This window comes from Variovorax sp. P4_B10, assembly GCF_056402375.1.
Window position 1 is genome coordinate 37,524 of sequence record NZ_JBFUHN010000030.1, and the last position, 19,330, is coordinate 56,853.

The 19,330-nt window shown below is 59.9% G+C and carries 13 protein-coding genes and 1 pseudogene; 9 read left to right on the forward strand and 5 right to left on the reverse strand.

Features of this window, described 5'->3' with window-relative positions; all coding sequences use genetic code 11:
• Positions 1–28 precede the first annotated feature (28 nt).
• The 5 genes from AC1DXX_RS15675 (at position 29) to AC1DXX_RS15695 (ending at position 5,081) form a co-directional block, all read left to right on the forward strand.
• Positions 29–1,126 carry a ParB N-terminal domain-containing protein gene (locus tag AC1DXX_RS15675; protein WP_478135124.1) on the forward strand — a complete coding sequence of 366 codons (1,098 nt, stop codon included), beginning with the start codon at positions 29–31 and terminating at the stop codon, positions 1,124–1,126.
• Entirely contained in the window at positions 1,116–2,183 is a 1,068-nt protein-coding gene (locus tag AC1DXX_RS15680) for a hypothetical protein (protein ID WP_478135125.1), read from the forward strand. Before AC1DXX_RS15675 ends, AC1DXX_RS15680 begins: the two co-directional genes overlap by 11 nt.
• Before the next feature lie 9 nt (positions 2,184–2,192).
• Positions 2,193–3,248 (forward strand): hypothetical protein, encoded by a 1,056-nt coding sequence (locus AC1DXX_RS15685; RefSeq protein ID WP_478135126.1) that lies wholly within the window; start codon positions 2,193–2,195, stop codon positions 3,246–3,248.
• Positions 3,249–3,309: 61 nt separating this feature from the next.
• Positions 3,310–3,657: a hypothetical protein gene (locus AC1DXX_RS15690; RefSeq protein ID WP_478135127.1), complete on the forward strand. Its 348-nt coding sequence runs from the start codon at positions 3,310–3,312 to the stop codon at positions 3,655–3,657.
• A 2-nt stretch (positions 3,658–3,659) separates the two neighbouring features.
• Positions 3,660–5,081, forward strand: a complete 1,422-nt coding sequence (locus tag AC1DXX_RS15695) for a DEAD/DEAH box helicase (RefSeq protein WP_478135128.1) — start codon at positions 3,660–3,662, stop codon at positions 5,079–5,081.
• 90 nt (positions 5,082–5,171) lie between these two features.
• Here AC1DXX_RS15695 and AC1DXX_RS15700 read toward each other — a convergent pair whose 3' ends face one another.
• The 5 genes and pseudogenes from AC1DXX_RS15700 to AC1DXX_RS15720 form a co-directional block, all read right to left on the reverse strand.
• Entirely contained in the window at positions 5,172–6,326 is a 1,155-nt protein-coding gene (locus AC1DXX_RS15700) for a DGQHR domain-containing protein (protein WP_478135129.1), read from the reverse strand.
• A 12-nt stretch (positions 6,327–6,338) separates the two neighbouring features.
• Positions 6,339–7,001: a hypothetical protein gene (locus AC1DXX_RS15705; RefSeq protein ID WP_478135130.1), complete on the reverse strand. Its 663-nt coding sequence runs from the start codon at positions 6,999–7,001 to the stop codon at positions 6,339–6,341.
• Between the two features lie 257 nt (positions 7,002–7,258).
• On the reverse strand, positions 7,259–9,925 hold the full coding sequence (locus AC1DXX_RS15710; protein ID WP_478135131.1) for an ATP-binding domain-containing protein: 2,667 nt from the start codon (positions 9,923–9,925) through the stop codon (positions 7,259–7,261).
• A 305-nt stretch (positions 9,926–10,230) separates the two neighbouring features.
• The gene (locus AC1DXX_RS15715; protein WP_478135132.1) at positions 10,231–11,043 is read right to left on the reverse strand and encodes an NYN domain-containing protein; all 813 of its coding nucleotides are present in this window, start codon (positions 11,041–11,043) and stop codon (positions 10,231–10,233) included.
• Positions 11,044–11,121: 78 nt separating this feature from the next.
• Positions 11,122–11,320, reverse strand: a pseudogene (locus AC1DXX_RS15720) (transposase); the annotation flags it as partial.
• 217 nt (positions 11,321–11,537) lie between these two features.
• Between AC1DXX_RS15720 and AC1DXX_RS15725 the strand changes: the two are divergent.
• The 4 genes from AC1DXX_RS15725 to AC1DXX_RS15740 all read left to right on the forward strand — a co-directional run bounded on the left by AC1DXX_RS15725 (position 11,538) and on the right by AC1DXX_RS15740 (position 18,886).
• Positions 11,538–13,223, forward strand: coding sequence for a hypothetical protein (locus AC1DXX_RS15725; RefSeq protein ID WP_478135133.1), 1,686 nt, complete (start codon positions 11,538–11,540; stop codon positions 13,221–13,223).
• Between the two features lie 361 nt (positions 13,224–13,584).
• A complete protein-coding gene (locus tag AC1DXX_RS15730; RefSeq protein WP_478135134.1) occupies positions 13,585–16,587 on the forward strand; it encodes a S8 family serine peptidase in 3,003 nt (1,000 codons plus the stop codon).
• Between the two features lie 12 nt (positions 16,588–16,599).
• The gene (locus AC1DXX_RS15735; RefSeq protein WP_478135135.1) at positions 16,600–17,718 is read left to right on the forward strand and encodes a trypsin-like serine peptidase; all 1,119 of its coding nucleotides are present in this window, start codon (positions 16,600–16,602) and stop codon (positions 17,716–17,718) included.
• 106 nt (positions 17,719–17,824) lie between these two features.
• Positions 17,825–18,886 (forward strand): matrixin family metalloprotease, encoded by a 1,062-nt coding sequence (locus AC1DXX_RS15740; protein WP_478135136.1) that lies wholly within the window; start codon positions 17,825–17,827, stop codon positions 18,884–18,886.
• Positions 18,887–19,330 lie beyond the last annotated feature (444 nt).

Consider the following 19,330-nt stretch of genomic DNA (forward strand, 5'->3'; position numbering starts at 1 on the left):
TCGGCGCTCGAAGGGTGCAGTCGGGTACTTGACAGTACGTTTCGGTATCAAATATGATTTTGATACTGAAACGTACTGGATTGTCATGGCCAAACCAACCAAAACTAGCCGACTTGTCATCGCCGGGACCCCCGTAGAGGTCAGCCACGAGGTTGTGGCGCTGGACACTCTTCGATTGGATCCGCGAAATCCACGCATCCGCTTGCAACTCAAAGTCAAGGGCCGCAAGAACGTACCGACTCAGGAGGAACTGTTGGCGCTCATCCGGGAACAGCCGGGCTACGACCGCTTGCAGCAGCAAATTCGCATGGAGGGCGGCATTTATGACCCGCTGATCGTGCGCAATGACGGCCAGGTTGTTGAAGGTAACACGCGTCTTGCGGCGCTTACCGTGTTGTCGAAGACTCCTGGAGGCCCGAAAAAATGGAGCAGCGTCCCGATTACCCGGTTGCCTGCAGGTGTATCAGAGAAGGTCATCCAGCTGCAGATGGCCGGCTACCACGTTGGCGGAAAGACCAAATGGCGCGCAGCCGCCAAAGCCGACCAGATTTATCGCCTCATACACGAGGAACGCGCGAGTCCCGAGGAAGTGCAGGCCGCAACTGGTATGGCACCCAATGAGGTCCAAAAGCATATGGATGCATACGAATACCTAGTGAACGAGGTTATTCCCGAGGTCACGAACGCAAGCGCAGAGAGGACGCAAGAGATTCTGGAAAGCAAATTCAGTCATGCGCTCGTGTTGATGTCCACAAAAAAGCTGGATAGCGTGCGGCAGGACAAGGGAAAGCGGAAAACGCTGGCCAAGCTCATTGCCAATGACCAGATCAAAGGCTTGCAGGTGCGCCAAGTCCATCTTGTCCTGGATGAGCCCCGTGCCCGCGTGGAACTTCAGCGCAACGGTTTCGTCGCTGCCAAGGAGGTGCTGCGCAAAGCCGACCCTTGTGCGGACTCCAAGGTGCTGAAGGACATCTCCAAGCTTACCGACACGCTTGGAAACTTAGGGCGTAGTGACCTTGAGCTGTTTGCCGGTCATTCAAAAGCTCGAGACGCACTGCAGTCGCTGGTGCAAGCGGCCGAAGACGTCCTAGTGATGGCGAAGCGGGAGAAAAAACGTGGCGACTAAGAAGAGTAGTGCCCAACCGCCACTGGAGCAGTACGCGCACGACGGCGTCGAACTGGTTGACGAGATCACGCTGGATCAGCGCCGCGTCATTGTGCGATGTATCGACTTGCCGCTGGACGTGGTGAAGCTTGATCCGCGCAATCCGCGAATCGCCAACACCGCCCGCGTCAACAACTTCGGAAGCAGTGATCAGCAGCAGCAGGAGCTTGCTGAGTTGCTCTGGAGCGACCCGGACGTGCACGCGCTTTACCAGTCCGTGCGGCAGAACAAAGGACTCGTCGAGCGCATCATCGTTCGCTCAGACGGCACCGTGGCCGAAGGCAATTGCCGTACTGTTGTCTACAACAAGCTGGCTCAGGCTGCGCCCAAGGATCCGACCTGGCAGCGAATCCCTGCACGGGTTCTTCCCGACGACATTTCAGAACGTCAGCTTGCAGTGCTGCTCGGAGAGTTGCACGTCGGAGGGAAGAACAAATGGTCTGCGTTCGAGAAAGCTGGGCATATCTATGAGCTCTTTGAGACCCATGGCCTTACGCAGGACGAAATTGCCAAGCTGCTGAAAACCTCTAAGACAGCCGTCAATCACAGCACGCGTGCGTTTTCGGCCATGAAGGACCAGTACCTGCCTAAATTTGGTGGCGTCGGCGCAGTCCACCGGTTTACCCACTTCCTGGAGCTGTACAAGCAACCCGATCTGCGCGAATGGGTCATGGCAGAGGACGCGGCGCTTTCAGAATTCGTTGACTGGGTGGGCTCAGGCAGATTGCCCAAGGCAGCGGATGTTCGGGATCTTGTAGACATCGTCAAGAGCCCGCCGGCTCTGGCCGCATTCCGTCAGTCCGGGTTTGAAGGCGCGCGCAGTGTGCTTGAGCTGGATCAGCCGGAGCTTGCCTCCGAGCTGTTCAAGCAGATGGTGGAGATGACCAACGCGCTTGAGGCGGCGCGGCTTCCGGACATCCAGCGCGTGCGAAAGGACAACGTCGGAAGCGCCAAGCGGATCGTGCGCAACCTTCGCGATTCGCTGGACAGGTTCATTGACATGTGTGATGGCGTATAGGAGAAGAACATGGTGACTTACACACGCAACATTCAGGGCGTCGGCGTTGGCCTGACATTGGTTGAGGTCGATCCCAACGAAGTCCAATTGGATACCACGAATCCGCGGGTGGGATTTTCGATGCGCCAGCTCGATGCCGAGATGCGCAACGATCCTGCCTGCACGCTGTTGCTGACGAGCCAAGAGGATACGGAAGGCCTCAAGCGTTCCATCGTTCTGTCCGGCGGCGTTCAGGAACCCATCTATATCCGCGACGACCTGACGGTTGCCGAGGGCAACCGGCGCGTAGTCGCCATGCGCGCTGCGCAGGAAGACAACCCAGGCGACCCAAGGTTCAGCCGCATGCCCGCCTGGCGCATCGCCCCCGACACGCCCGAGAACGTAATACAGGACCTGCTGAACGAGATCCATTTGGGCTCGGTGCGCGGATGGGCGCCATACGAGAAGGCCCTTCAGATGCGCGCGCTGCTGAACAGCGGCCTTGTCCACGAGGAAGTCGCCGAGCGCTACCGCATGACGGCCAATGAAGTGCGTCAACATGTCCAGGCGGCTCAGATGATGGACCGGATGTACTTTCCGATCACTGAGGACCCGACCGATGCGGAGCACCGGTCCAAGTATTCGTACTTTCTGGAATACCTGAAGAACACCAAGTTGCACAAGCAGGTCGCCGCAGTTCCGGATCTGGACGAGCGCTTCTCGCGCTGGGTGCGCGATGGCAAGGTGGACACTGGTATGAAGGTGCGGCGTTTGACCAAGGTGGTCGAGAACAAGGATGCGTTGCAGTTGCTTGAAACGAAGGGCTTCGACGCTGCGGAAGCGCTGCTGGGCAAGGTCGACCCGCGGGAGCAGGAGTTCTACGCCACGCTTGAGAAAACTAACGCGAGGCTCCAACAGCTCACCGTTAAGGAGCTGATTGAACTGGCCGCGAGCCCCGAAAGATTGAGTATTCTCAAGGAGCTGCAACATCAACTAGAGGCTGTGGTCGACACGGCTGAACAATTCCAGCGCAATGCGCAGAGCGCATCATCCGGGCGCGATCAGCGCTTGCCCGCCCATGCCTAGCCCTCAACATCAGGCGCTGGTTCTCTGGGGCGTGCGCCGCATGCTATCCGACGGATTTAGCATGACCGGCGTCGACGGCTGGGTCGACCGGCTCGGGCTCCCAGCCGGCTTCCCCCGTCCGCCGGTGATCCAAGGCGTGCGCCCCGACGCTAGCGGCTGGCATGCCTCAGACGATATTGAGGCTTTCGTGGAGGCCAAGAGCGAGCGTGATGTCGACAATGCCCATACGAGAAAGCAGTTGCGCGAACTCTCAAGCCTGCAATCGTCCAGTGGCAAGCCGTGCACGCTCTATCTGGTCATTCCGCGCAGCGCTGCTTATGCGTTGGACAGGGTGCTGATCGACTTAGGCCTCTTGCGTGCTAGGAATGTCAGGCGCGTCCATGTCCCTGACATATTGCTGAGGCACTGAACATGTCGAGCATCAAGCCACCTCTTGACCTTCCACATCAGACAGAGGGGACACAGTTCCTGCGTGAAAACAAGGCTGCGGCGCTGTTCGACGAGCAGGGCCTGGGCAAGAGCAAGCAGGTGATCGACGCGTTGAGCGCGCAGATGACTGAACACAGCATCGACGCGGCGCTCATCATCTGTCCTAACGGCCTCAAGACCAACTGGGGCCAGGAAATTGAGAAGTTTTCAGCATGCACTTATGCAGTGTTTGGTGCCGGGCGCTCGGCACGACGCATGGCGTTCAGAAATCTGAAGTCCTCGTTCTACGTAATCAACTATGAAGCTGTGGACTCTGAGCTTGCGTCGCTCAAGGCATTGCTTCGCTTCAAGCGAATTGCGCTCGTGCTCGACGAGAGTCACCGCATCAAGACACCTGAAGCCAAGACAACACAGGCGGTGCTTGCCCTGCGAAGTCTCGCGGCGCGACGTTACATCCTGAGCGGGACGCCTGTTGCGAACAAGCCTGAAGATCTGTGGTCCCAGATGCTCTTCCTTGACGATGGACAGGCGCTTGGAAATTCGGCCGAGCAATTCCAACAGACCTACGGATCAGCCAGTAGTGGGTACCGCAATCTCGAGCAGTTGCGTTCGCGCGTGGCCACCAAGAGCCTGAGGCGCCTAAAAGCCACTGCGGTGTCCTTGCCCTCCAAGAAATTTCGGCGTGTACCGGTGACCCTGATAGGACRTCAGGCCCAGATGTACTCAGCCATGAAGGTCGATCTGGCCCTGTGGGTGCGCGGCATGGATGGTCAGGACACTGAGGAACGCGCCGATGCGATCCTCGCGCGCCTCGTGCGCTTGGCGCAACTCGCAAGCAATCCGGCCATGCTCGACGCGGCGTACATTGAAACGCCGGCGAAGTTTCTGCAACTGGACCGTGAACTGGCAGATCGGATGGACGACTCGGAGCAGAAGGTCCTGATCTGGACATCGTTCGTGGAAAACATCAATGCCTTGCGTTTGCGGTATGCACGCTGGAACCCCGTGTGCATTCATGGGGCCATTCGCAACGAAGAGCGCGACAGGGCTGTTAAAGCCTTCAAAACAGACCCCGGTACGCGGATTCTGATCGCCAATCCTGCGGCCGCCCGGGAAGGTCTCACGCTGACTGAGGCCAACCTGGCAATCTATCTTGATCGCACATTCAATCTCGTGGACTACCTGCAGTCTCAAGATCGCATTCACCGAATATCGCAGACTCGCGACTGCGAAATCGTTCTACTCATTGCACAGAATACCGTCGATGAATTCATCGATTTCACGCTGGAGCAAAAGCACCGCGTTGCGCAGTTTGCCCAATTCGACAGCGAAGAACTCGCCGCAGAAGACGCCATGATGATCAAGCCTGAGGATCTCCGTCGGCTAATTCAAGACTTCGACTGAGGTTTGTCCGGGCGGCGCGGTTACTATGAAATTTGGATGGCCTGTTAGAGCCACTTCATACCGATAGAAGGTCAATCAGCGCATGACGCTCTACGCATCGAGTCGTACGTCTTCGACATTCGGTGCCTCGATAACGTGGTACTCGAGCTCTTGAACATCAAGTAGGCACTTGGCAAGGCGTATTGCCTGGGCGCCGTTGCTTGGAAAATTCGCCGACGTCAGTGGTTCATTTTGCATGCGTATCTTCATGGCAGCGGCTTCTGTCGAGAAGAATTCCTCGGTCAAATTCTTGGCTTTGAAGCCGCGCTCGAGAACATGCCGAAGGACAATGATCAGTGCCGTGTAGCCTACGGATTTTCGGATGATGTAGTCGCCGTTCTCATCTTCCCATTCGGCTTTGAACTGTTTCGAGATTGCGGTGAAGAAGTTCTGAACGATTTTAAGAATCGTGGCATCGTCATCGTTCTTGAAGTATTTTCTAAGTGGGCATCTCTTGTCGTCCGGGAGGTCAGACCCTTTGCCCGTCTTGAGGATTCTTACGTCCTCAGCGGAGTCTCGTGATATGAGCTGTTCCAGCCTGGCTGCAAAAGTGCCTTGGGAAAGCATGACCTTGCCTTCACCGTGATGATCTTCACGCCGACCAAGCATCTTCAATTTGCGATAGAAGGGACTACCCTCGCTGCTATTCAGCGCTTGCGCGATGTAGTTGCAGGTCTTCTGTGGGCTGCGACTGGTCGACAGTCCAAACAGGTCGTAGATGAGGGAACTCGAGACTGGCGTCTGCTTGCTGTTGATTGTGGAAAACACGAATGCCTTGTCATCAAGCGACAGGTCAAACATTAGGACGACCGCGAGGTCGAACTCCGAACGGAGCGCCGATTGGCGTAGTCCAAGGACTCGATGCTGTCCGTCCAGTACGTCCCCCACAACTCCTTCGTCCGGGATATCAAGCAGGATGACGTTCGACGCTGCTCCATCGATGTCAACAGCAACATTTGCCTCGGTAATGACCGAACTGTCGACGCCAAGAATGATTGGAGTCGGAAACGTCGCTTGTGGGTCAGTCGTGAAGTCCGYGATATTCTGCACGCGGGTCTTGTTGAAGATGCGTTGAATGTCTTCGCTCTGGGAGGAAGAGGAGGTTCGTGGTCTGTTCTTCACGCGATCGACGAAGAAATTCGCCGGCAAAGTCGTCAGATAGAACTCGCCCAACGGCTGCCGCACTTTGAGAGCCAGTATTCTCATTCGTTGACTCCCTCAGATCTGCTCGCCGTCGAAAGTCGTCGTCTGACTTTCGGCTTTGGCCGAGAGCTTCTGCACGTCCTCACTTCGACTTTTTGCGTATCGATCGTGAAGATATTTCGCGCGACCGAGACAGAAGAGCTGAAAGGCAACAATAGTGCTGAGGCCCCAGAAGAAGATCTGTAGGCCATGTCGAATCGGAGCTTTTTGAACAGCGGCAGTGTTGGATTCTGCAATGGCTTGTCCTCGTGCATCAACGGCCGCCTTGCTGTCGGCGACCGCTGTTGTTGGTGAAACGAGTAACGGACCGACGAGCCCTGCTTGAAAGAGGATCACAAGGCCAGCCACCACGCTCCAGGTGACTTTTCTCCCCAACATCAGGACAGCTGACTTATCGCGTAGCGCTTCAATGAACTCGCATGCGACTGCCGCGCATGCGGAGGAAAGTAGCGCGATCGCGAATGTGTAGGAGCCACCGGATCGAAGGTAGCTGTCCCATATCGTCGCCAAGTCGCTGGAACTCTGGTATGTCAGAAACAGGACGAAGAAGAGGCCAGCCTGACCTACCAACACCTGCACGGCGACGAAGACAATTAATTGGTAGTTCTCTTCGCGCCAGATCCTTGCAATATGGGCGAACGACGATGGTTCTTTTTGGGCCGTATCGCTTGCATCCATCGGTCACAACCTCCTCGGCGGTACTCGCCAGATCTCATTCTCGCAATGTAACAAAACACTGGGCGGTGCACGCCAGCAATCCCGGCCGCGTCTGGACGTCGACGGCACGCCGCCGTCATCTCTCCCATCCGTCCTGCGGCATTGTCGCGGTGGAACGGCCAGCCGCATACAACTTAGATTCCAAGCTGCCCCTCGGGATTGGTTGTTGGCTGCATTTGAGGGACAGTCGCCATCCCTGTCTTGGGTCTTGCTTGTAGCTACCAGTTATGCGTGAACCGCAGTCGAAGTGTCTCCAGGGCTGGCGGGAACGCCGCCTCGCAAGTCATGCCTAGGTAGGTCGCGGCGCGGGTCGTGCCCACGTACAAGTACTTGTCAAACAACTCCGGCTGCTCGTTCGCCAGCCGGTCTACGCCGACAAAGAACACTGCTTCGAACTCAAGCCCCTTGATGTGCTGAATGTCGAACACTCGTACGTCGTTCTCGTTGCCCATGGTCTGCCCGACCCGGCAAGGTACTGCCTTGATGTTGTTATCTACCAGTTGATCGCTTAGCGCCTGTGCCAGTGGCTCTACCTCGGCTTCGCTCATCACCAGCACGGCGATCGAAGGCATCTTCTTCACAAACGCTTCGATTTCGCGGATGCGCGCGGCCAACCACACAGCTATCTCTACCGACGATTTCAGTCCTTCGACCAGCACTGGCGCCACGCCCTCGTTGTCCACGCCTTCGGGCAACGACACCGCGCCGGGGTCGCCGCCGCCCAAGCTGACAATGTCCTTCGCCATCTCGTTGAGCTGGGTACTCTGCCGGTATGAGATGGTGATCGTCTGGTCGCTCAACCCCGGGCAGGCCCACCGCACGTCTTCCAGTCTGCGGCTGCCCCAGCTGGTCAACCGTTGGTTGAAATCGCCGCAGGCGAAGAACGAAGTGCCAAGTGGGTTGGTCAGCGCCGCCATGCAGCCTAACTGGATGGGCGAGAAGTCGGTCGCCTCGTCAACCAGGATTTGATTCCGCTGGGCGCCACGCACGGCGTCCAGCGCGGACCATTCGGTCGACTCGATCTCACGTTGCACCGAGGGTCGTAGCTGCAGGCCCGTGGCGTTGCGCAACAGAGCAAGAAGCATGATGTCCAGCTCGAGCGGATGAAGGTCCGTTGCCATATAACCACCGGCCGATTGGTACCAACTGCCTTCCCCCTGACGTTGGCGTCTGAAGCTGCGGTAGCGGCGAGGCACATCGTTGATGAACGACCGCGCTGGATTCAGCAACTTTCTCACACGCGATTGCTGAACCAGACTGCGGCCCACGGCAGCCAATTCGGCTGGTGCCAGCCCGCGATCCCCTAACCACTCGACGATGCGACTACTTCGCCGACCCTTCTTCAGCGAGTTGCCCGTCGCGCGTGATCGCGCCAGAGCGCGTAAGCTGCGCTGGTAAGCTTGCATCGCAGCGGCGCGTCCGGTTCTTTGCTCGACCGGCTCTTCATCGTCGTCGTTCTCGTCCTCATCGTCTTCGTCGGTATCCGTGCTCGTGTCCTGCAGCGTGTCGAYGAAGCGCGCCAACTCGTCTAGGAAGGAGCGGTTGCGGTTCACCTGCAGGGTCAGCGCCTCCTTCACTTTTCCGTCGGTGTAGGCTCTCATTTCCTGCAAGCTTTGTTGCAGCCCACGGGTGCTGCGGCTCAGTCCGACCACTGCGTCGCCAGCGTTTTCAGGCCCCACCCCGGCGAGGGACTCTAGTGCAGGTACAGCCAGCGCGGAAACTGTTGTGTCTGCGTCGGCCCGCAAATCCTCCGCTGCCTGGAGAATAGCCATCAGCCATGCGGTTTTCTGCCATTGGTCGAAGTCGGCATACCAAGCGGTCGGCGCTTCTCGAGCGGTGGCGGTGAGGGTGGGCGCGGAATCCTTCAGCACGAAAATGCCGCTGCCACTGGCTGTGCGCAGGATGCCAAAGCGGTTCCGTGCCAGGTCGTGCCGCTGATCGCTCCACGTGCGAATGCGTTGCTCGGGCGCGAGGATGCCCTCGAGTGCGAAGGCCTCCTTTACATACTGCCGCAGCAGGTCGGTGGGCGTGAACATCATCCAGCTCTGCGCGTGCGGCAACTCGCTGGTCTCGTCCATGCGGCGGATGAGCCCCTGTTCGACCTCATCCAGTACGGCGGTGTCCAGCTTCTGGCCCAGGCGACGAATCAGTGTGGTCGTCTTGCCGGTGCCAGGCGGGCCCAGGATCAGCAGTCGGCTGGCCAATGGCAGGCGGAAGATCTCGTCTTGGTAAACATCGAGCACTGGCTGGTCGCGCAGGCCCATCTTGGCGATCACGCTGCGGCGCCGACCGGCGATCACGTTCTTGGCCGCTTCCTCCTCGGCCAGCAGCGCCGTCAGCACGTCCTCGGTCACTCCCGCAACAGCTGGCACCAACAATTCGCGCAGCGAGCGTATGGTGACCGTGGCGAAGTTCTCGCTTTCGAAGACGCTGTCACGCGAGTCCCAAATGTCCTGCTTGAAGGGACGCAGCAGGGCGCGCTGACGCAGTTCGACCTCCTGTCCATCCGGACGGACGAAGGTGGAGCCGACTGCGCGTGAGGCCATCGCGCCCATTGGCGAACGGTAGGAGATGAGCAGGCCGCCAAGCTCCCTGGGCGGCGAGGTACGGCAGACGTAGTACGTGTGCATGGCACCAGATTCATCGCTGACCACGACTTGAGCGATGGAGGGCTCCCGGCTGAGGGCAGCGAAGGCGGCGGCCTTCTCTGTATTCATGCGCTCGATTGTTTGCAGCGCGGCGGCCTCGCGAGCCGGGTTCATCACTCCGATTGATTCCGCTGTGAGATAGGAGTCGCCTTCGAGGCAGCGTCGCACTCGTTTCTCCACTTCGTCGAAAGTGTCGAGAACATCTCCCGCGATAGTCGTAACTGAATCTTGGTGCACGGTGTCTCCGCTCAAAGCCAATCTCCTTTTAGACGTGAATACGCAATCAGCCCAACATGGCGTCGCTGTCGTGGCAAACATCTACCATGGGGCCTGATTCGATGACTTTGGTTACATCTTACTGGGCCGCCAATTGCTTGCGCCGAGCCGTCCCCACCCGACGAGCGTTTGACGCAGGCGCTCGAGCAGACGGCGGCGCGGTGGGCATGCAGGCGTTGAACAACCTGTTCGCCGCGGGCAGCACGTTTCCGGCCATGGCGGAGCGAATGCATCCCGTGATGCAGAGGCCTTTGCGCTGATGATTCTTACGTGCGTGGAACATCGGCTTCCACGACACCCTCTGCTTTGGGCAGCAGGCTCACCGACCAATGGCCGCCTTCTTCCTGCAGGGGCGCCAGGAGGTCGTAGGTCTTGACCATGTTCAGCAGTCCCGAGTGGCCGTAGGTCTGGGGCGAGAAGGCGGGGTCGGTGCGCTTGAGGTACTGGCCGAGGACGCCCAGGCCGACCTTGCCTTCGGACGTGTCGCTGGCCAGCAGCGCCACGGCCTCGACGAGGAAGCGCGGCCGGCGTTTCGGCGCCGGCTTGGGCGGTTCCTGCTTCGGCTGCTCGGCCTTGGCCGGCTCTGTCTTTGCGGGGGCCTTCGGCGCAGCCTCGACGACCGCTTCTGCTGGAGGCTCGGGTCGTGTCCATTCGAAGAACTGGTCGCTGGCGTTGCGCAGGGCGTCGGGCGTCTTGGGCTCGCCGACGATGCACACGGTGGCGCCGCGCTCGCGTAGCTTGCGGCACAGGTAGGCGAAATCGGAATCGCTGGTGACCAGGCAGAAAGTGTCAGCCCGGCGATCGAAGAGCGCCTCCAGCGCGTCCAGTGCCAGGGCGATGTCGGCGGTGTTCTTGCCGGCGGCGTATTGGTACTGTAAGCAGGGAGTGAAGGCTAGGCGCACCAGCGCGTCCTGCCACTTGTTCGCCAGCGTGCCCTGGTTGCCGTAGCCGCGGCGCAGCACGACGCGGCCGAACTGCGCCACCATGCGCAGCGCGTGTTCGAGGATGTCGGGCGGCACGTTGTCGCAGTCGACCAGGACGGCTACGCGTGTCTCTGTTGTCGTTGGGGTGGTGCTCATCCGAGGTTCTGTGCTGCTGGATTTAACGGGTCACAACGGTAGCCGATTCCGAGCGTCTCCGGTCAAGGGAGGCAACGGCCAGGGGCTTTGCGGATCAGAAGAAGACTTGGATGTCGGTGACTATCGTGAATCGCTTGTGTGCGGCCATCTCCTTGCCTCGATCCCAGGTCAATGACTTGTAGAGTTCATGGGGCAGCTTACGTGCGTTCTTGATGAGTGCATTAACAACCGTCTCAGTGTCCTTGCCGTCGACCTTCACCAACATCACGTAGCGCGTCTGCCRGAGACCTGGACGACTGCAACGGGCCGACATTCGCRAGGCCAAGATTGCCCGCCCGAAACCGGACGCACCTTGGTCTGCAATCATGACTGCCGTAATCCTGAACTTCCAAGGACTGCTTCACGTCATCCCACGTTTTGGGGATGACAACATACACCGGGGCAGTTACAAAGCCCCAAAGCTTGGAATACGAGGCTGAGGGAATCAAATGCGCATGCACCAAAGCGACCGCAGGAGCGCGAAACTCCACTTCGTAGGTGCACTCGCACTGGCGCTGGCCTCGACGCTCTGCTTTCCGGACAACGCGAAAGCGGAGGACGGGAAGCCCGAGACGCGGATCTACACCTTCCCGACGTGCCCTGCCACGGGGTCCGACGTCTACAAAGACCCATCAGCGGCGATAGTAGGCCTTGCACCGTTGGTGGCCGCATTGGTATCTGCGGTGGTCTCGCCACTGATAGAAGGCGTGGTCGACAAGGGCGTCAACGCGCTAAAGGAAGCCGCCAAGGACAAGGACTTTCCGATCGCCTCCCCTGATCCCGTGATGAAAGAGTTCTATCAGGTAGGACTGTCTGGAGAGACCGCACTCAACAGGCAGATTGGCTGCGTTGTCCTGGTGCGCGGAGAGTTCGAGACCGGCAAGTTCCCACCAGATGTGTCCAAGCCTGGAGATCTGCTGTCGAAACGCATCGAAGCCAAGTTCAGGGTTGGGGCCGGAAGTGGTGCGACCCCGCAGCCTGGCGATGACTATGCGCGCGTGAAGCCGGGCAAGCTCGAGTTCTACTTCGAGGTCGTCCCTGTGGTGTCGGACGATGGCAAGACGCTGGGCCTGCGCCCCCAGGCGTTGCAGGTTGAGAGCTTCGCCTCGAAGGACGGCTTCTTCGGGCCGTCGCGCCGAAACTATCAGTTCACCATCACCTTCGCAGACCCGTTCGGGTCCACGGCCTTCGCGAGTGCCGACTTCAAGTACGAGGGGGTCGAGCGCGGCACGTCCAAAGAGGCCTGCGTCGCGAAACCAGCGAAGACCTACTGCGTGCCGACGGAGCTTGGTGGCATTCGGGGCTGGTATGCAACAAAGCCCATCTCGGACGACTTCGCCGCACTCATCAAGAAGCGCCAGGCAAATGCAGTCACGGTGAAGACCGCAGTGAATGCGCTGGATCCCGCACTGCCCATGCCGATGGTGCCAGACGACCTGATAAATGTGATCCCGAAGCTCGGCAACTACTGCAGAGAACTTGAGGCGGCAAACAAGCTGCGGACGAATGGGCAGCAGTGGGACGACGCATGCCCACCGACTCTTGCACGCGCCAAGCGTGAGTACCTCTACGAAGAGTCCATTGGAGCTGCCAAACTGGCAAAGCAGCAGGCGGATGAGTTTTGGTCGAAAAAGTGCATAGACCCTGCAGGGGTGCAGCTCGCAAGGAACGACCAAAACATGGTCAAGTGCCTCGAGACCCTTGCCGGCACCCAACAACTCGTTCCCGCTGGAAAGTTCTTGCTAACGTCGACGATCGTGGAGACTAGGCCTGGCAACAAACTGGCAGCGTTCCTCGCCCCAGCCGCAGAAAAGGTAGCACCTGCCGTGAAGACGGCTTTGAAGGAGAAGTTCGATCCCGTGGAGCGGGAGAAGCTTGCCGCTGCAGCCGCGGCAAAGACCGCTACGGATGCCAAGACCAAGCGCGATGCGTTGAACGCTATCACGCTTGCCGATGACGCCGTGAGTGCCGCTCAGGCGACCTACGACGCTGCGTTCGCCAAGTCGGCCGACGCTCCAACCGACTCGGCCCTGAAGGTTGCGGCGATCAACGCGCACATTGCGCTCGTGAAGGCCCAGATCGCAGCCAACGACGCCTACCGCGCCCTGGATCTTCCCATCCCGTATCCCTCCTTTGGATAGCCGCGATGGTCAATTGCCACCTCGTCTTGCTCACTGCGTCGCCGAAGGTGCTCTTCAAGGACCTTGCACCCGTGGCGTCTGCAGCGATGCGGCAAATCAACGACCACTTTTACCGGTTCTGGGAAGCGCTTTGGTACCGTGACCCCGTTCACCGATCAGTCGCAGGTTCCTCTGGCGTCCTGTTGCATTTTGTCCGCACGGTGCAGTCTCACGCGCTTCGCTGCAACGCGACCGCCATGCGGGGTGCCAGATCTTCGTGCAACAGCCGTGATGAAGTCGGAAGATCAGTGTTTCTTGAAGGCGACACGTCTCGCGAGCACAGTCGCTCTGCGTGTCTCGGTCGCAGATGCGCGGAGGCTTCATGAGCCAGATCCTGGAACTCGCCATCGCCCGCATTTGCCTGATCGGCATCCTCGCTCTGACGGGAGGACCGAGCCATGCGGTGGTCGTGGGGCAGAACGATGCGGTCACGGTCGCTTCGCTGCCGGCCAACGACCCCATGCGGCAGGTGGGCCAATCGGTCGGAATCTTGTTCGCACAGTCGCACGACGGCTCCGCATCGATCTGTACTGCCGCCATCATCTCCGACCGTCACATCCTCACGGCTTCGCACTGCGTGAACGACGCCCAAAGCCTTACGGCGGCCTTCGGCGAGGGATCCCGACGTGAGTCATTCCGCGTGCTGGCGCCCGCCGTTGAGATGGACAGGCTGCGCAACTACGCTGTTCTCAACATCGAAGGCGCACCGTCCAGAAAGTTCAGCGCGGCGAAGCTGTTGCTGCGGATCCCGATCCAGGGCGAAAGTGCGTTCTTGCTGAGTGTCAATCCCAGCGGCGAACTGACCGCGGCCCGGGGTTGTTCGGTGCGCGGAACGACAACCGACGGCTTGATCCTTCACGATTGCGACAGTGCACCGGGAAGCAGTGGAGGCCTGCTTTTTTCAACCAAGGACCTGGCCGTTTTGGGCCTGCATGTCGGCTCTGCCGACCAGTTCAACCAAGCCTCGCCCATGTACGCGATCGGTCTGGCGAGCGCCTTGGTTCGCAACCTCGCAACCATCAAGCCCCCCATCATCGATTTCCGGACCGTGGGCAACAAGCCTTCCGAGATCGCCACCGACTTCAGACGCCTGTACCTCTCGCTGCACAACGAAGGGCGGCTGCCTCTGAAGTCGTACCCGGTCAACCGGTTCAGCACCATCGAAGAAGTGTTCCGATCCCTTGGACTCTTCCATGGGTCGCCGTTCCCGATCGAGCTGGACAGCATCGCTTGCGACCTCAATCCGAACGTCTGTTGGCGCGAAAGAGTGGAGGCCACCGCGCAAGAGCGAAAGCCAGGGAGCTACGTACGGGATGCGATAGCTGACCCCGCGAGACCGAGCGGGAATTCAAGGCCTTCCAGTGGCAATTGGTCCGTCGTACCGCCTGCGTCCCTGTGGCTGCCGAGCGTTCAGGTCGAGGAACAGCGAGGATGGTTCGTCTATCGCAAACGCGCTGGCGAGGACATCGAACGTGTAGTCACGGATGATTTCGGAGCTTGCGATCTGTTCGACGGTGAGTGCAGGCGCCTCATCATCGGAATGAACAGGGATCAGGAAGATAGGCTCACGCGCGCCTATTCGGGCGTGATCCTGCTCCCGAAACCCTCCTATTCCGTGAGGGCCATTGACATCTCCACCGCGGCGGAGAAAGGCGTGGGGCCTTCGGTGGAGATCACACCGGCCTCGTCCCTCCAGAACGGCACGCTGGTGCTGCAGGCAAACGACGCGGCCACGGGCGGCAAAGCGGCGCGGCCCAAGGAAACAGAGTATCGAATCTTGCAGGCACCAGCTCCGTCCGGTACTCCCGCCAGCTTGGACGCAGTGCTGAAGTCACTCGGTGCAACCGCGTCCGGTTCTGCGCGCATCGGCACGAACCAGGCGCCGGGGCAGCAGGCTCGATGCAAGGGCAGCGAGGCGAACCCCTGTGAGATGGATCCCAGCGATCTCTCGAGCTACCAGCAGAAGCTGACAGGGGGCATCTACTTCCCCTACGCGACGCTATCGGACTACCCGCCCGTCACGCGGGCAAAACCCAAGCGGATCGGGATCGTCGACACCGATCTGGACCTGAGCCATTGCGCCTTCGACCAGAGCCGGCTGAAGCCGATCGACACCGATGTCCGTGCTTCGGCCCCCATGGCAGCGGGTCACATGCCCTGCAAGTGGCTGAAGCCATACCGCGAGGCCATCGACAGTCACGGCACACATGTGGCGGGCCTGATGGTCGGGAAGATCGGCGACAGATCCTGGGGCCTGAATCCCTTTGCAACGCTCTACGCCGGTCAAGTTAACACGACGACAATCGGTCAGCAGGTGCGAGTCTCCAACCTGGAGCTTTCCATTCTCCTGAGAAAGATGCTCGACGAAGCCGGCGCTGCCGGCGGTCTCGATGTCGTCAATCTCAGCATCTTCTACGAACGGGAAGGCATAGGCGCAGGCGTACCCGGCGGCATGGGCACACGCCCCCGCGGCGACCCGGTGCTCGACGTGATCCGGAGCGACGGACTCGAGACCCTGTTCGTCGTGGCGGCAGGAAACGACGGCGACGACTTCACGGCGATTTGCGACCTCAGGCCAGCCTGCATCGATCTGCCGAACGTCATCTCCGTCGCGGCATTGGATGGGAGCACATCCGACGCCGCCCTGCTCAGGAGCGGTGCAGGGGGAAGCAACTACGGCAGCCGGGTGCACGTGGCGGCACCGGGCACGGACGTCTTAAGCCTGGTCAACGGCAATTACCTCGGCCTGCTAAGCGGCACCTCACAGGCAGCTCCCCAAGTCGCTGCGGTTGCCTCCATCTTGCGCACCCTCAGACCCAAGGCGAGCCCCGGGGATGTCAAGGAACGGCTCATCACCTGCTCACGCGAACTGCCGCGTCCAGCGGGGACGGCCGACGACAACGCGAACGAGGTGTTCGGCGGCCGTATCGATTCGGCCTGCACCCTGGCGCCCGAAGGCGAGGGACTTCTGGAGGAAAAGGATTCCAAGGGCAGCTACCGAGTAAGGGCCCTGAAGGTCGGAGCGCAACCGGATATCGTTTTCGAGGCAGTATCCGGTGACTACTCGATCGCGATCCCCCCCAGACAACTTCGAGGGCTGCGCGCGAGCATAGGCGACCGCGAGGAACTGACGGTGTTCTACAAGCGATCACCGGAGAACGCCAACGAACAGTTGTCCAGGGAAGGACAACTGTCCGTGAAGGCGGATGCAAAGATCTTCGTCGAGGTCTGGGACGATCGCGGTTCCGACTCTCCCGTGTGGAAAATCCGCCCGTTCCTAGTGCAGAACATAGCGCGGTTCGTAGCTCCTATGCGGAGCCGCTGATTGGAGGGCAGCATGGTGTCACTCGCATCCTTCTGCGCGATCGCCCTCGTTGCGATGGCAGCGCTCCAAGGCCAAGTCGCGGCCCAGCCTGCGCATGACGGTCGTTCGCCCATCATCGTCGGCAACGTAGAGCAGCGCGACCATAGGATTTCGCTTTCCGGCAAGAACGGAAACCCATCGGTGATCGCATCGGGCGTTCCAACCGCTACAGCCATCAAGCTTCGCTTGGAATACGTCGATGGATCCGACGTTCCCCCCGGCGTTGCCGTCGTGGTGCGGGATTCCAGCAACCACGAAGTGGCGAGGTACGCGGGTGAAAGACTGGCCGAAGAACGCTGGCTGTGGTCCCCATTGATCAAGGGGGCCGCGGCGACCGTCGAGGTGGTCGGGTCGGCGCTGCCGTCGGCTGACTTCAGGGTTTTGGTCGCTGCCGTCGCCTCGAACGTTCCGCCCGCCAAGCCGACGCTCAACATCGTGAGGGAATTCGACCTGGAGGACATCGAGTACATCCGTGTAAATCAGCCGGAGATCTTCGCGGCAAGCCGTGCCGTGGCGAAGATCTCGTTCGTGACCAGCAAGGGCTCCGCGGCTTGCACCGGATTTCTGGTGGGCGAAAGTCAACTGCTGACTAACCATCACTGCATCAGCACCCAGGAGCTCTGCAAGTCCGCTGATGTGATATTCGGCTTCGACAAGCCCGACATGACGCTCGGACAGGAGGTGCAGAGGTGTCTGCGGCTCATCGACAAGGACGAAGGCCTCGATGCGGCGCTCCTCGAGGTTGCGGGCTCGCCAGGACAACGATGGGGCGTGCTTGGGTTCAGCGTGGGCGGCGAACCCTCCGTCCCCGAGGCGGCCGTGGTGGTCCAGCACCCGGYAGGCTTCCAGAAGTTCGTGTCCCGAATCGATTGCGTCGTGGCGACTATGCCGGCAGACGGTGTCAACAAGGGAGCTGATTTCGGCCACTCGTGCGACACGATGGACGGCAGCTCGGGTTCGCCGGTGCTCAGGAGGGGGGACCTGAAAGTCATCGGCCTTCACCACTGGGGTTTCGTCTCCGGCGACGCCAAGTGGAAGGCGGAGAACAGAGCGGTGCAGATCAGCCGCATCAAGACCAGGTTCGGTCTCTAGGCAGGTCTGTGGCCACATGTCGGGATCTTTCGAGGAGAACGGGCCGTGTCCGCCGCACGGTCTGGCCCTTCGGCAAGCATCGATCTGTGATTCCTCAACACAACGGTTGCAGTACCAGATTCAAGGGCAGTTCAACGGTCGTCACGCAGCACGCAAGGAGTACGAAGTGATTCAAGTTCGCGTCCCATCCTCATCTCTCCAAAGACCCAGGGCGAGGAGCGCCCGCGCGCTGGCTGCGCTGGCACTGATTCCCGCGATCTCGGTGTTAACGCATCCGAGCGTGCTCGCACAGGATAAGAAGCCGGCGTTCACGCCCACCGAGGCGAGGCTCTTCCTGCGGAGCACTTCAGATGCGCTGCTGACCAAGCGCAGCGAGAACGCCAGAACGTTCAAGGCCTTCAAGGACTCGGTTACGAAAGAACCCTTCCAGTACGGGAAATACATCGTGAACGGCGATACGCCGATCCGCGACATCAAGGAGCTCAAGCAGTTCTACAAGGAGAACGTCGTGGGCCGCTCTGGGAATGCCAACGTCGAATTCACAATTATGCGCAGGAATGGCGTCGACATCACCTGGGACGACCAGAAGAGGAAGGCGCTGACGTACTGCGTCAGCAATGCGCCGGTGGCATCCGGCGGTTTCGGAGACCGTTACAGCGCGGTCGTGGCTGCCATGGCGGAGGCAACCAAAGCCTGGGAACAGGCCGCCGACATCAAGTTCGTGCATGTGGCCGCGGAGGACGCCAAGTGCACGCCGGAGTCGAAGAAGATCATGTTCGACGTGAGGCCGGTCAAGGTAGGCGCCTATCTAGCGCGGGCGTTCTTCCCGAACGACCCTCGCACTGCGCGCAATGTGCTTATCGACAACTCGGCGTTCGAGCTACCCGCCGGGGGCAAGCTCTCGTTGACCGGGATTCTCCGACACGAACTCGGGCACACGTTGGGAGCGCGACATGAACACACCCGTCCCGAAGCAGGCACCTGCTTCGAGGACAACGATTGGAGGGGCGTGACTGACTATGATGCCTTGTCGGTGATGCACTATCCCCAGTGCAACGGCAAGGGCGACTGGTCGCTGGCGTTGACCGATCAGGACAAGACAGGCATCGCGTGCGTGTACAAGCAACCGGGCGGCGTGCCCATCGATCTAGGCAAATGCGTCAAATGACGAAGGAGTCGCGGCCAGACCCGTGCTTTGATGGTCGTGAACTGACCGTCTGAGCAGCGTTACTGTTCGGTTCGGGTGAAGTCGGGTGCATATACCGCTGTTCCTGGCAGTCGTCCTATTGTTTGCAGCTGCCGTAGATCCGGGCGCTGCTAGGCCCGCAACATCGGCAGGCGCCGGCTGTCCATTGTTGGGTTCGTACTTGGATGACGGGCGCAGGATCGAAAGCACGGTAAGCGTCCTGGCAACTCATGTTGACGTCGATCTCAGGCTCAGGACCAAAGCGCGCAGATGGCTAGCCACGGCAACGTGGCAGCATCCGACACTCAGTTGCCGAGGAAGTAATGACGGCGATCGGCAGACCAGCGTGCGAGTTGCTCCTTACACCATTGGGCGAGTCCGTCAGCGATTTCATGCATTCCCTGTTCGCGAAGCCAAGCAACAGTA

Excerpts from the sequence above, each read along its gene's own strand:
- AC1DXX_RS15725 (WP_478135133.1), top strand. The coding sequence starts at position 11,538 with ATGCACCAAAGCGACCGCAGGAGCGCGAAACTCCACTTCGTAGGTGCA.
- AC1DXX_RS15690 (WP_478135127.1), top strand. The coding sequence starts at position 3,310 with ATGACCGGCGTCGACGGCTGGGTCGACCGGCTCGGGCTCCCAGCCGGC.
- AC1DXX_RS15715 (WP_478135132.1), bottom strand. The coding sequence starts at position 11,043 with ATGAGCACCACCCCAACGACAACAGAGACACGCGTAGCCGTCCTGGTC.
- AC1DXX_RS15730 (WP_478135134.1), top strand. The coding sequence starts at position 13,585 with ATGAGCCAGATCCTGGAACTCGCCATCGCCCGCATTTGCCTGATCGGC.
- AC1DXX_RS15685 (WP_478135126.1), top strand. The coding sequence starts at position 2,193 with ATGGTGACTTACACACGCAACATTCAGGGCGTCGGCGTTGGCCTGACA.
- AC1DXX_RS15705 (WP_478135130.1), bottom strand. The coding sequence starts at position 7,001 with ATGGATGCAAGCGATACGGCCCAAAAAGAACCATCGTCGTTCGCCCAT.